This window comes from Pseudomonas sp. FP597 (assembly GCF_030687435.1).
Lineage (GTDB): Bacteria > Pseudomonadota > Gammaproteobacteria > Pseudomonadales > Pseudomonadaceae > Aquipseudomonas > Aquipseudomonas lactucae.
The window spans coordinates 2,838,764-2,852,377 of record NZ_CP117432.1 but is presented as its reverse complement, the minus strand read 5'-3'; the positions used below and the strand labels follow the sequence as shown (position 1 = coordinate 2,852,377).

12 protein-coding genes are annotated in these 13,614 nt (G+C 56.4%); 5 read left to right on the top strand and 7 right to left on the bottom strand.

Annotation, left to right across the window (positions count from 1 at the left end; genetic code table 11):
* Positions 1-7: 7 nt before the first annotated feature.
* The 5 genes from PSH66_RS13360 to PSH66_RS13340 all read right to left on the bottom strand — a co-directional run bounded on the left by PSH66_RS13360 (position 8) and on the right by PSH66_RS13340 (position 6,357).
* The gene (locus tag PSH66_RS13360) at positions 8-1,033 is read right to left on the bottom strand and encodes a glycoside hydrolase family 5 protein (RefSeq protein ID WP_305429330.1); all 1,026 of its coding nucleotides are present in this window, start codon (positions 1,031-1,033) and stop codon (positions 8-10) included.
* Between the two features lie 25 nt (positions 1,034-1,058).
* Positions 1,059-2,336: an O-antigen ligase gene (locus PSH66_RS13355; protein WP_305429329.1), complete on the bottom strand. Its 1,278-nt coding sequence runs from the start codon at positions 2,334-2,336 to the stop codon at positions 1,059-1,061.
* On the bottom strand, positions 2,327-3,490 hold the full coding sequence (locus tag PSH66_RS13350; protein WP_078732847.1) for an acyltransferase: 1,164 nt from the start codon (positions 3,488-3,490) through the stop codon (positions 2,327-2,329). Before PSH66_RS13350 ends, PSH66_RS13355 begins: the two co-directional genes overlap by 10 nt.
* Positions 3,491-3,694: 204 nt before the next feature.
* Positions 3,695-5,923 carry a polysaccharide biosynthesis tyrosine autokinase gene (locus PSH66_RS13345; protein ID WP_305429326.1) on the bottom strand — a complete coding sequence of 743 codons (2,229 nt, stop codon included), beginning with the start codon at positions 5,921-5,923 and terminating at the stop codon, positions 3,695-3,697.
* Positions 5,924-5,967: 44 nt separating this feature from the next.
* A complete protein-coding gene (locus PSH66_RS13340; RefSeq protein ID WP_065878763.1) occupies positions 5,968-6,357 on the bottom strand; it encodes a low molecular weight protein-tyrosine-phosphatase in 390 nt (129 codons plus the stop codon).
* A 413-nt stretch (positions 6,358-6,770) separates the two neighbouring features.
* Here PSH66_RS13340 and rfaH point away from each other — a divergent pair, with 413 nt between their 5' ends.
* The 3 genes from rfaH (at position 6,771) to PSH66_RS13325 (ending at position 9,043) form a co-directional block, all read left to right on the top strand.
* Positions 6,771-7,280 carry a transcription/translation regulatory transformer protein RfaH gene (rfaH, locus tag PSH66_RS13335; RefSeq protein ID WP_141064485.1) on the top strand — a complete coding sequence of 170 codons (510 nt, stop codon included), beginning with the start codon at positions 6,771-6,773 and terminating at the stop codon, positions 7,278-7,280.
* Positions 7,281-7,445: 165 nt separating this feature from the next.
* Complete coding sequence (locus PSH66_RS13330) at positions 7,446-7,754, top strand: phosphomannomutase (RefSeq protein ID WP_305429322.1); 309 nt, start codon at positions 7,446-7,448, stop codon at positions 7,752-7,754.
* A 206-nt stretch (positions 7,755-7,960) separates the two neighbouring features.
* Positions 7,961-9,043, top strand: coding sequence for an LLM class flavin-dependent oxidoreductase (locus PSH66_RS13325; RefSeq protein WP_003173470.1), 1,083 nt, complete (start codon positions 7,961-7,963; stop codon positions 9,041-9,043).
* A 355-nt stretch (positions 9,044-9,398) separates the two neighbouring features.
* Here PSH66_RS13325 and PSH66_RS13320 read toward each other — a convergent pair whose 3' ends face one another.
* On the bottom strand, positions 9,399-10,193 hold the full coding sequence (locus tag PSH66_RS13320) for a class II aldolase/adducin family protein (RefSeq protein WP_003173468.1): 795 nt from the start codon (positions 10,191-10,193) through the stop codon (positions 9,399-9,401).
* 107 nt (positions 10,194-10,300) lie between these two features.
* Complete coding sequence (locus PSH66_RS13315; protein ID WP_305429320.1) at positions 10,301-11,206, bottom strand: LysR family transcriptional regulator; 906 nt, start codon at positions 11,204-11,206, stop codon at positions 10,301-10,303.
* A gap of 213 nt (positions 11,207-11,419) precedes the next feature.
* On the opposite strand from PSH66_RS13315, the gene PSH66_RS13310 reads away from it, so the two are divergent.
* The gene (locus PSH66_RS13310; RefSeq protein WP_003173466.1) at positions 11,420-12,031 is read left to right on the top strand and encodes a cysteine dioxygenase; all 612 of its coding nucleotides are present in this window, start codon (positions 11,420-11,422) and stop codon (positions 12,029-12,031) included.
* Positions 12,028-13,608, top strand: a complete 1,581-nt coding sequence (locus tag PSH66_RS13305; RefSeq protein ID WP_305429318.1) for a rhodanese-related sulfurtransferase — start codon at positions 12,028-12,030, stop codon at positions 13,606-13,608. The genes PSH66_RS13310 and PSH66_RS13305 overlap by 4 nt, the downstream gene beginning before the upstream one ends.
* Positions 13,609-13,614 lie beyond the last annotated feature (6 nt).

The window sequence follows — 13,614 nt, the reverse complement described above, 5'->3', positions numbered from 1 at the left end:
CACGCCCTCAGTCGGAGCTCTGAAATCGATCGTTCAATTTGAAATAGCGCTTCAACAGCACATATTTTTTAGAGGCTGAATCGGGGGCCAAGCCGGTGTTTGTCAGGGTAATCTGAGGGTTCCAGATATCCGCTTCTTTATAAGCGTGATAAAACCAACTCCAACGCTTTTGCTCGAACAGATCGATTAATGTCTGTATATACAACCCCGCATCGTCCACCGGGCTGTAATTCGATACGCTGAACTCCCCAACGATCACTGGTCCCGGATGTTTCAGCACCTGGGACAGTGTCTTCTTGAAGTACATACTCAAACCGCCCTCGCCTCTCAGTAAGAAGGGCAAGCGTTGATCCGCCGGAAAACCACGCACGCCCTGATGGGTAAAGTTGCCAGGGTCGTAATAGTGCAGGCTTCCTATTATTGAGTGGTCGTCTATCAACGGCGTGATTTCACTCCAATTGGACCGTTGCCCATTGGGAATACCATTGGGTTGGACCGTAATACGCGGCTGGATAAGCACAACCTTGTCCGGCGAAATCTGCAACAGGGTTGCGCTGACCTTCTTTATAAAATCCAGATAAACGCCGCGCTCGATGGGCGCCGGTTCGTTGACGATGTCATAGCCGATAACCATGCTTTCATGTTTGTAGCGCTGCGCCAGTTGCGCATAACTGGCAATCAGGTTTCCCATGAGTTCGGCGTCACGCCAATACGCGTCTTCAGTTGACCCTGAATATTTCTTGACGTTGCCGGGAAAGGTATGAACATCGACCAGAAGTAAAATATTGTACTGCTTCGCGTAGCGCACATAGGTATCAAGCACCTTGACCGCGACATCATCAAGCCCGCCCCTGTCGTCAAACAGTGGGTGGGAGGCAAACGCCACGCGCACGGCGTTCACGTTCAAGCCGTCCAACTGTTTGAAATCCTCTTCGTTCAAATTCAAATCGATATTGAAACCGCGTAACTGCTTGCCCGCGTTATAGGTGTCGGCCTGTTGGGTAGAGGCCTGGGCAACGAAACTGATCGCCAACAGACAGAGGCACAGGAAGTATCGTCTACACATGCTGTTTTGCCCTATCGTTGAGGCCGCAGATGATGCCGAAATTTATCCAGATAATCGCTTGTATACTGTCCGCTCGAAATGACCAGCCCTGAATACCGGTTATCAATATCGCGATGATCGAAACCAGCGCCGCCGCGGAAGCATTGTTAATCGACACACCGACATGCCTTTTTATCGTATTTTTGTGCAGCTTGTAGACACTCCATATAAGCAGTAAATAGCTCACAATGCCCAGCAACCCCGTCTCGGACATGACCAGCAGGTACATATTATGGGCGGGGTACCTGAAGCTCTGCGAGGCGCCGAACTCATCGTATTTATCCATCACGTCAACAAAATTATTCCACCCCACGCCAATAATCGGATGGGCAACAAACATATTCAGGGCAATCTTGGCCAAAATCAGCCTGGAGGTGGTACTCGACTCTGGCGCATCGAAAAATCGGGCATAGAGATTTTCCAGGTTATAAATGGCACCGGCCATGATGACCAGGGCAAACACCAGCGAGGTATAGATGATCTTTTTGTTTCTTAAAATAGAACGTCCATTGGGCCGCTTGAAGTAGAACAGGCACAGCCCGACCACAAAAAAATACAACACAATTTGAGTTCTGGAGTAGGTCAGGCAAATCACCAAAAAACCCGCCGCGATGGCGCTTATATACAGCAACCTGCCACGCCCATTCACTGCGCCATACACGCAAAATGGCAACAACAGTACCGTGAACAACGATAACAAGGCGGGGTGTCGTAACGTACCGGTCACTCGGGTAATGCCGTTCTCCACGAACAGTTCTTTGACCTGTTGAGCATCCTCGGTCACATCACCGGTTGCCAACTGATAAGCCGCATACAGCGTCTCAAACAGAATTAACAGCGCCGCCACCCGGGTGAATTTATCCATCGATTTCGCATCATGGAAAACCGACCGCACCACCAGAAAAAAAACAATGATTTTCCAATGGCGAGCGATTTCGTACAGCGTGAAACTCACCGCTTCCGAATTAATAATCGACACAGAAGACAGCACCACGAAAAAAATCGCCAGGGTGGTGATTCTGTCGATCTTGATTTTCTCCAGATTGATTTTTTTACTGAAAAAAACAATGGATACCAAAATCAGCAAAAGAAAAATATCGTAAGGCGCAACCGACAGTTCGGCGCCACCCAGGTGTATCTCCGCCCCGGTCAGCCGATACCGCAAGTTAAATGCCGTAGCCACCAAGAGCAGCGGAAACAAAAAATAATTTACCAGCGCGGTTACTCGCATTTCAATGCTCGCGAATACACGGACCCGGACAATCTTTTACCTATCTCAATACACGGCACTTCAAGCCATTTATGAACCGCCCATGAAACACCAGATGTCAGCCCTATCGAGAGCAGGATCAACACCCCCACCCGATCATTACTGAGATAACCGCATTTCTTCGCCACTATCAACACCCCATCGATAATCAGAATATGCATCAGATAGGTGGGGTATGACATCCCGCCCAACCTGAGCAACACAGGATTCCTAAACGGCATTTTAAGCAGTGCCAACCACCGGCCGAGCAATGGCGGGTTAAGTTTGCTATTCAACTTGAACGCTATCGCTACTATTGCCCATAACGCAATCGAGGCAAAACTGGCGAACGAACGGGTAATCAGACCCACCGCCACTACAATGCCCATGATCAACATCGCGTTACGCCATTCGCCCTCATCGCGACGAAACAGATCGTGGGTCAACATGCCGATCATGAAAACCGGTAACTTGATTAATATGAAACTGCCATAAGAGAAGGTCAGGCCCGAATATGCCAGCAGTAAAAACGCCAACACCGCCACCGTCACCAGCAGTTCCTTGGCGCGCCCAAATGCAAAAGCGGCGACCAACACAGGGGCGATCAAATAAAACTGCCATTCGAGGGTAAGGCTCCAGGCCGGCGCCAAAAACGCATCACCTGCGTGGGGCAGCCATTGATCCGGGATCACGCCCTGAAGCAGCACCAGACAAGGCGACAGGTACGCCGTGATATTACCCGCGATACTTGTCCAATACTGTTCAACTGCCGCTGCTTGGGCTGGCGTGTTCCACGGCAGGTCCATGCGGACACTCATCCGTTCATTGAATAACAGCGCGGCAAGCGCGATGGCCAATAGATAAATCGGGATGATCCTGAACGCACGTCGGATAATATAAGAACGGTAGCCGTTGCTTTTGCCGCTCAACGCCATCGCGATAAAAAAACCGCTCAAACAAATAAATATATCTACCGGGATAGCGGTCGCCAATAGAACCTTATCAATCAACGCAGGAACGTGCCCCATGGCGGGACGAAAGCAAGAGTAGAGGTGCCCAAATACAACCCACCACGCCATCACCCCACGAATGGACTCGAGTTCTACGTAGAAGCCCTGTTTATTTGCTATGGCCATCTTTTTCTCAACTATCAATCGGATAAAAACCGCCTGTATTCAACAAAACACAGGCCCGTCTCTCTCCCGTGGCCAGGTCCCAGGCGCAGACAGTGCGTCATACAAACTTAAAAATCCCACGCTACCGCCCCAGGGTTTAGCGTCATTCCCTGAGAACCCCATATTCATGACGACGTGTACTTATATCAGCCCGCCCCACAGGCCTTAATTAACATCCGACTTATATTCATACGTATAGTAACCATATGCACCATACCCGTATTTCGCCGACGCTCTTTTTTCAATGCCGTTCAAGATAGCGCCTTTCAAGTTAACCCCGTTCTGGGCGAACCGACGCATGGTGAGTTCTATTTCCCGGGCGGGGTTAAAACCGAACCGCGCCACAATCAAGTTCGTTCCTGACTGGCGCCCTACAATCGCCGCATCGGTGACCGCCAACAACGGAGGGGTATCCAGGATTACCAAGTCATACTGTTCACTGACCTGCGATAGCAGTTCCGTGAAGTTTCGATGCATGAGCAATTCCGACGGGTTAGGCGGTATTTGCCCTCGGCTGATAAAGTCGAAATGTTCGATCGCAGTTTTATGAATGGCCGTTGTCAGATCGCAGCGCTTGGTGAGCACATCGGAAAGCCCATTGGCGCTGGAGGTTTTCATGACTTTATGGATGTAGCCTTTTCGCATATCAACATCGATGACCAACACGCGCAGGCCTGTCTGAGCGATCACGGCTGCCAGATTGACCGACACGAAGGTCTTGCCCACTTGTGGGCTGGGACCGGAGATCATCAGGCGATTGTTGCTGGCTTCGTGCATCGCAAAATGCAGGCTGGTGCGCAAGCTGCGCAGCGCTTCAATCGCCAGGTCCGTGGGATGGTTGATGGCCAACAACCCGCCACTGCGAGCAGAGCGTTTTTGCGTAGTGGTAGGTTGTTCTTCCAGGTCTTTTTGAAGCGTGCTGTAGGGTATGGAGGCATAGACCGCAAGCCCCAGTTTCTCAATAGCCTCCGGGCTTTCTATGCCTCTATTCAAGGCTTTGCGCAACAGCACCAGCACAACCGCTAGGAATAAGCCCAGAAACGTTGCGACCAGAACAATCAACACTTTCTTGGGTTTGACCGGTTTGATGAGGTTCACATCCGCCGCATCGATCAAACGCACATTACCCACCGTGCCCGCTCGCATCACGTCGAGTTCCTGGGACTTGTTGAGCAGCTGCGTATAAATCGCCGTGCCGACCTCGACATCGCGGTTCAGGCTGAGCAGTTCTTGCTGTGTCGAAGGAAGGTCCTGGACCTTCTCGGACAGCCTCTGTTGCTTGCTGCTCAACTCACCGATCTGCGCGAGCAATGCACGATAGGCCGGATGCTGGCGGGTGAATTTGCGGTCCATCTCGGCTTGCTGGAGTTTCAACTGAGAGATGGCCGTATCCAGCGACACAATCTGGTCGAGGATCGCTTTGGTTTCCAGGCTGATGTCCACCGACTTTGTGCGCGTCTGGTAGGCGTTGAGCGCATTGCCGGCCTTTTCGAGGTCACTTTTGACCTGAGGTAATTGCTCTCTCAAAAACTCCAGGCTTTGCGCCGCCTCAGCCGAAGTACGCTGCACATTCTGTTCGACATAGAGCGCAGAGATCTTGTTGAGGATTTTTACCGCGAGTTCCGGCTCGGTACTCTCTAACGCCAACCCGATAATGCCCGATTCTTTTCCGCGCTCAGTGACATCCAGCGCCTCCTGATAATCCAGAATGCTGGTCAATCGAGGTTTGCGCACGATGCTGAACCGAGTCCCCGGATTGGCCTGTAGCGCTTCGACGAAGAGCGCAACGCCATGCTGCTCAACAGCCTCGCCCACCTGCCCTTGCGCCAGAAGTTCATCATCGTCATCGAGCAATGTGAACGCCCCGCCCTCACCCGTAATGAAGGTTAGTTTTTTTGCGAGCAAGTTGGGCGGGAGGTCCAGGCGGGTTATTTTCAGCAGCTCGCCTCCCCACGCGTAACGGGTCGGACCCAACCATGGGCTGGACACTTCACCCGGATTGGTATTTTTAAAACGCCGCGCAAGAAAACCGCCGATAACGGGAAAGTACTCAGGCTCGATCAGGATGGCGAGTTTGAGTTCGTCCACGGTCTTGCCGATCACTGCACGTGACTTGATCAGTTCAATTTCGGTCGCGGACGGCGACTCTTTTCCGAGCATGCTGCTGACGTCGGAGAAACCCAGCAAATCGTTCTTTTTGGCCTCGACCTGCAACAACGCATTCGCTTGGAAAACCGGCGTCGCCAGCACCGCATAGGCAACCCCCGTCAGCATAAACGCGCCCGTAATCGCTGCAATCAACCCTTTATGGTCGATCAGTGTTCCAAACAGACCAAGGAGATCAATCTCGTCGGCGTCGTCTTCTCGTAGGGTGGCTACTGGCACTTGCTGCATAAGTCGGATTCTTTGCCTTAATACGATTCAAGAAAGGGGAGTTGTCACTTTGCTAGGCGCAGCGCCCACGCGTTTACCGCTTCTTCGATCAACGCATACGCGTGTACAAAGGCAGGTTTACCTTGACGGTAGGGGTCTCTGATCTCTCGGTCGCTTTGCCACTTCCCCAGCATCAACACCTTGCCTCGCGCTTCGGGGGCCATGCCGAGCACGCCGCGGATGTGCTTTTGTTCCATCACCAGAATCAGATCAGCCTCGGTGATCGCCTGGGGCGCGAGTTGAGTCGCCTGGTGCACGTTGGGCGCATGACCATGCGCCGCCAGCACCGCAAGTGCCGTCGATTCGATGGGCTCGCCAACCAATGCGGACAGGCCGGCGGAACTCACTTCGATATCGGAACGAGTGAGCGCCTCACGCAACAGATGCTCCGCCATCGGGCTGCGACAAATATTGCCGACACAAACAATCAAGACTCTTTTAAGCAAGATAATTTCCCCGTCTTTTCAACTTTGGCGGTGACGTCGCACTTGCCGAACATAAGAGTCTTTAACCACGCACAGGCCTGCCATCGACAGGCACAGAAACAGCAAAGCCCGTTTTACAACTTCAACGCTGTACTTATTTATCACGCCCCTTGGGCGGCACCCAAGTTTTTAAACGGACAAAAAATAACACGGCGCCTGCTCGGGCACTTATTTTGTTATTAATACCCGCCACCGACAATTTCTAACATTCACGCACTGCCGGCGTTAGTTCGATCAACATGACACGACGAACAGTAAATAAATAACGCAACGCGTGGCATCCGAGTGCCGGCTGAACAGGCTCACCGCCATAAGGACATTGCATGACCGCAACGATAGAATTCGCCGCCAAAGCCTGGTATCTGGTTCAGTGTAAAGCCAGGCAGGATGAACGCGCCGAAGCGCACCTGCAGCGCCAGGGCTACACCTGCTTTCGCTCCATCTGCACACGTGAGCGCCTGTTAAAGGGCGAGCGTCGGGTCATGACTGAATCGCTGTTCCCCGGTTATCTGTTTATTCAGTTGAGCTCGCAGGACAGTTGGAGCCCTCTGCGCTCCACGCGTGGGGTTTCGCGCATCGTTGCATTTGGTGGCGATCCACTGCCGGTGGGCGATGAACTGATCGACGAATTGCAGCGACGCAATCACCAGCCCCTTGTGACACCGCTGTTGGCTCCTGGGGAGAACGTGCGTATCAATGAAGGGCCATTTGCTGAACTCGAGGGCGTATTCCTGGGTATGACAGGCGAGGAACGCGCGATTGTGCTGATCAATCTCCTGCACCGCGAGCACCGGGTCGGCTTGCCGCTCAACGCAGTCAAAAGCCTTAACTGAACGCCCACCATCAGCCATTTACAACCACACGTCGTCAACTTCAAGCGTCTGTCGTACACGTCGAAAATAACCCGCATTGGCATAGCCGACTAAAAATAACATTCCAGTACTTTTTTACCCTCGCATAATAAAGTACCTCCTGAATGCAACAGCGAGGGGACGGCCATGAACACATCAAAGTTACTGGTAGAGCGTATTGGCGTATTCCCTTCTTCGGGAAATATTCATGTCGAGGTCAATAACTCGACGCATGTCGTTGAACGCATGCACGTGTTATATGCCGACAACTCCCTGGACAGCGATGAGTCGTGCACGGGCTTGTCCATGGTTTTTGCCGACTGGCGTTTCAAGTTACAGGTCAGTGACGCCCTGTCTGTATGCCTGTGCGTGGAAAGCCGCGGCGACAGCCACTACCTGCAGGTCAAGACCGCAGAGTTGCTGGCCCACATATCCGACACCCGGGAGCGCACATGAGCGTCCAGGATGGGCGACACCCGTGCCGGCACACATGCTAAATGCATTTATCTGATCAAATATTGCCTACATGATTCTATTTTTTAATAATGAGGATAGAACCAAACGGCATTTTACACCGCCATTCGCTGCCCCTACCTTGAACGAGCATGACCGACCCCCTACCCGGCGGAGGTGTTGATCACCCTACTCGACAAGGACAGACCATGAGCATTGAATTCATCGGTTATATCGGCGGTCACCACGCCTCCGAGATCCACCCGCGCAGCGGCCCTACCCTTCAACCGGATTACGTGGAAACCGTGGCCCGCGCCCACGAAGAGGCCGGTTTCGACCGCGCCCTGGTGGCCTTTCACTCCAACAGCCCGGACAGCACCTTGATCGCCGCCCACGCTGCCAGCGTGACGAAAAAGCTGCAGTTTCTCATCGCTCACCGACCGGGTTTCGTCCAGCCGACCCTGGCCGCGCGCCAGTTCGCCACGTTCGATGTGTTCAACGGCGGGCGTACCGCCGTGCACATCATCACCGGGGGCGATGACCGCGAACTGCGTGCCGATGGCAGCCATATCGGCAAGGACGAACGCTACGCGCGCACCGACGAATACCTGAGCGTGGTGCGTCAGGAATGGACTGCCGAACAGCCCTTCGATTTTGCCGGCAGTTACTACCAGGTCGAAGGCGCGCATTCGTCGGTGAAGTCGCCGCAGCAGCCGCATATTCCGTTGTATTTCGGCGGTTCTTCCGCCGCCGCGATTGAGGTGGCCGGCAAACATGCGGATGTGTACGCGTTGTGGGGCGAAACCTATGAGCAGGTGCGCCAGATTGTGACCCAGGTGCGTGCCGAAGCGGCCAGGCATGGGCGCACGATTCGCTTCAGTTTGTCGCTGCGCCCGATCCTGGCCGAGACCGAAGAATTGGCGTGGGCGCGCGCCGAGACTATCCTGCAACAGGCCACGGAACTGGCCGAGCAGAATGGCTTTGTGCGGCGCGAACCGCCGAATGAAGGTTCGCGCCGGTTGCTCGCGGCGGCGGCGCAAGGGGCGCGGCTGGATAAGCGTTTGTGGACAGGCATTGCGGGGTTGCTGGGCGCGCAGGGCAATTCCACGTCGTTGGTCGGCACCGCCGAACAGGTGGCAGAGGCATTGGTGGATTATTACGACCTGGGTATCACCACGTTCTTGATCCGTGGGTTTGATCCGCTCAATGATGCGATTGAGTACGGCAAGCAATTGATCCCCCTCACCCGCCAACTGATTGCAGAACGCGAACAGGCTAAACAGGTCGCTTAGGCATAACGCAAACCAAAAATGTGGGAGCTGGCTTGTCTGCGATGGCCATAGGTATCTACACAACTGCGTGCTCTTGCTTCTGCGCTATTGCTGTTGCCCCCCGGTGTGGCCGTTACCGCAGGAATGGATATGTACTCGGTCTGATCCAACATCCTGGTCGGCTGTCAGGCCGCCATCGGGAGCAAGCTCCCTCGCCACAGGTTCAGGGCCACGCCAAAGTTGTGAAGATATCTACACAACTTTAAAAGCTGAAAATCCATCCTGTGGTGAGCGGGCTTGCCCCGCTCACCACGATAGCCCATTCGCCATCGCAGGCAAGCCAGCTCTCCGCAAGGGACCGTTGCCAAGCCAGCGATCAGTTTTTGTAGTCGGTATCGGTCCGCTCGAGCTGGCGAATCAGTGCATTCCAATGCCGCGCCACGCCAGGGCCTTCACCGCTGCTGTGGGCCTTGGCCTGTTCTTCCACTTTCGCCACCACCGCCTGCGGCGGGAACACCAACTCCGCGTTGCCGGCCGCCTGTGCCGCGATCTGAATGTTGCACGCACGCTCCAGACTTTGCAGTTGCTGGAACGCATGCTCGACGCTGATACCGGCCGTCAACAAGCCGTGGTTGCGCAGGATCATCACGCTCTTGTCACCCAGATCCGCGACCAGTCGCTCGCGTTCGTCCAGATCGAGGGCGATGCCTTCGTAACCGTGGTAGGCCACGCGCCCGGAAAAGGCGATGGAATGCTGGGAAATCGGCAACAGGCCGTCCTTTTGCGCCGACACCGCGATACCGTCGCGAGTATGGGTGTGCAACACCGCTTGCAGGTCATGTCGCGCGCCGTGGATGGCGCTGTGGATCACATAGCCTGCGTAGTTGATGCCCAGGCCCGTGGGGTCGTCGACGATCGTGCCGTCGAGATCGACCTTGACCAGGTTGGAGGCGTTGATTTCATCGAACAACAGCCCGAAGGCATTGATCAGGAAATGCTCCTGCGGGCCGGGCACGCGGGCGGAAAAGTGGGTGTAGATGTGGTCGGTCCACTTGTACAGGGCCGCCAGGCGGTAGGCGGCGGCCAGTTTGACGCGCACGTCCCACTCTTCTGGCGTGACGCGTTGGCGGACGGTGCTGGAAACGCTGGAAATGGAGGTGACGCTGCTCATGGCAAAACTTCCTGGATGGCCTTAAGGACTTCCAGGCAAGCCTAGGGGTTTGCCAAAAATAATAAAAAGCACATTTTAATCTAAGCTAATTATTATTTTTTTTCATATCAAGCCGCGTCCTTGATCTTCTGCAAAGACGCCGCGACCAACTGGCCGAACGCATCCACCGGCCCTTGCAGGTTGCCCAGGAAGTGCGGGTAGATCAGCCACAGGTCCATCACCGGCTTGAAGTCCTTGAGCGGCATCACCGCCAGGTATTCGCGGTGCGCGCTGCGCTCCAGCAACGGGCGCGGCACCAGGCCCAAGCCCAGGCCATCGGCGACCAGGCCCAGTTGCAGCTCGGTACCGAAGGTCTCCAGGTTGACGCGCAACGCCAGGCCCTGGTCGGACAAGGTGCGCTGCAAGCCGGCACGAAAACCACAACCGTCCGGGTTGAGGACCCAACCGTTCTGGTACACATCCGCCAGCTTGCACGGCTTTTTAGGCAGTTGCGCCTTGGCACATACCACCACCAGTTCCATCTTGCCGATGGACTCGCCGATGATGTTGTCCGGGAAGACCTTGCCCGCCGGGAACAACGCCGCCGCCGCATCCAGCTCGCCGCGCTCGATCTTGCCCACCAATTGACTGCCCCAGCCAGTGGCGACTTGCGCGCGCAGTTCAGGGTATGCCCCGCGCAAATGCTTGAGCGCATCCAGCAGCACCACGTCGCCGAGGGTCTGCGGCACACCCAGGCGCAACAGGCCGGTGGGTGGCGCGTCAGTGGCTACCAGTTCGCGCAGGGCGTCCATCTCGCGCAGGATCAGCCGGCACTGTTCATACACGCGGGTGCCGATCAAGGTGGGCTTCAAGGGTTTGGTGTTGCGGTCGAACAGCTCCACCCCCAACGCCTGCTCGAAGTTCTGCACGCGGCGGGTGATGGCCGGCTGGGTCAGTTGCAACGACTCGGCGGCATGGCTGATGGATTGGCAACGAATCACTTCGACAAAGGCATCGATATCGTCAATTTTCATTTGGGCCGCACATAGAGAACAGTCATTAAGATGTGTGCGAAGCATAGTTGCGCAAACGGCATCTGGATAGCCCGCCCTGGGATCGATAACGTCTAAGCCTAGTCCGACCGATTCTAAATTACCTTCAGCTATAAGCTAATCATTAAAAAATAGCATATTAAATATAAACATTATGCTTAGATAAACCCATCACAGCAGACCGATGGAATTCTCATGACCCAGGCCCGACACCCCGAGCGACTCAGAGCCTTCATAGGTGCCCTGGCGGAACTGATCGACGGCAACCCACGCGAAGGCGACCTGCTGCACCGTGGCGGCAAGCTGCTGGCGCAACTGGTCAGCCATGATGACTGGCTCCCCGATGAGTTTGCCCAACCCGACCCCGAGCGCTACCAGCAGTTCCTGTTGCATGCCGATTCACGCCAGCGTTTCAGCGTCGTCAGCTTTGTGTGGGGGCCGGGGCAAAGCACGCCGATTCATGATCACCGGGTCTGGGGGCTGATTGGCATGCTGCGTGGCGCGGAATTGTCCCAAGGCTTTGAACGCGCCCCCGACGGCCGCCTGGTCGCCGAGGGCAAGCCCATTGAGCTGGCGCCCGGCCAGGTAGAGGCGGTATCGCCCAAGGTCGGCGATATCCACCAGGTGAGCAACGTCCACAGTGACCAGGTGTCGATCAGCATTCATGTGTACGGCGCCAATATCGGTGCGGTGCGCCGCGCGGTGTACCAGCCCGACGGCACTGAAAAACTGTTTATCTCCGGTTATTCCAACGCCTTTCTCCCGAACATCTGGGATTTGTCCAAAGAAAAGAGCCCTGCCCTATGAGCACACCGACCCGCAGCTTCGCCCAGATCCGCCAGGCCCTGTTGGACCGCGAAGAACTCGCCCTGATCGACGTACGCGAAGAAGCGCCCTTCGCCGAATCCCACCCATTGTTCGCGGCGAATATCCCGCTGTCCAAGCTGGAACTGGAGGTGTACTCGCGCATTCCACGGCGCGACACCCCGGTGACTGTCTACGACAACGGTGAAGGCTTGGCCGACCGCGCCGCCGAGCGCCTGCTTGCATTGGGCTACACCCAGGTCAGCCTGCTTGAAGGTGGCCTCAACGGTTGGCGCAGCGCCGGCGGCGAGCTGTTTATCGATGTGAACGTGCCGAGCAAAGCCTTTGGCGAACTGGTGGAGAGCGAGCGCCACACGCCGTCCCTGGCCGCCGAAGACGTGCAGGCCCTGCTCGACAGCCAGGCCGATGTGGTGGTGCTTGATGCCCGCCGTTTCGACGAATACCAGACCATGAGCATCCCCACCGGCATCAGCGTGCCCGGTGCCGAGTTGGTGCTGCGTGCCCGTGAATTGGCGCCCGACCCGGCGACCCGCATCATCGTCAACTGCGCCGGGCGTACCCGCAGCATTATCGGCACCCAATCGCTGATCAACGCCGGCGTGGCCAACCCCGTCTCAGCCCTGCGCAACGGCACCATCGGCTGGACCCTGGCCGGGCAAAAGCTCGCCCATGGCCAGTCGCGACGCTTTGCGCCGACCGCGGAGGAACACCGCCAGATCGCGGCCCGGGACGCACGCCGCGTCGCCGACAAGGCCCGCGTCGGCCGCGCCAGCCTGGCAGACCTGCAACGCTGGCAGCAGGAGCCGACACGCACCACCTACCTGTTCGATGTGCGCACCCCGGAAGAATTCGAGGTCGGCCACCTGCCCGGCGCGCGCTCAACGCCGGGTGGGCAATTGGTGCAGGAAACCGACCACGTCGCCAGTGTGCGCGGCGCGCGGCTGGTGCTGGCGGATGATGACGGCGTGCGCGCCAACATGTCGGCGTCCTGGCTCGCCCAGCTGGGTTGGGAGGTGCACGTATTGGACGATCTGCAACCTGCGCACTTCAGCGAGAAAGGCGCCTGGGTCGCCCCGGTGCCCGCCCCGCCCCAGGCCGAACTGATCAGCCCGCACACCCTCGCCGACTGGCTGGCCCATGGCGATACCGTGGTGCTGGATTTCACCGCCAGCGCCAACTATGTGAAACGCCATATCCCCGGTGCCTGGTGGGTGCTGCGCGCGCAACTGCCCCAGGCCCTGGCCAAGGTGCCCACCACCGAACGCTATGTGTTGACCTGCGGCAGCAGCCAACTGGCGCGCCTGGCGGTGGCCGACGTCCAAGCGCTCACCGGCAAGCAAGTGTTCCTGCTGCAAGGTGGCACGGCCGCGTGGATCAACGCGCAACAGCCGCTGGAAGAAGGTGAAACCCACCTGGCCTCACCGCGTATCGACCGCTATCGCCGCCCGTACGAAGGCACCGACAACCCCAAGGAAGCCATGCAGGCCTACCTGGATTGGGAGTTCGGCCTGGTCGACCAGTTGGCCCGCGACGGTACCCATGGTTTCTATGTGATCTGACCTGTC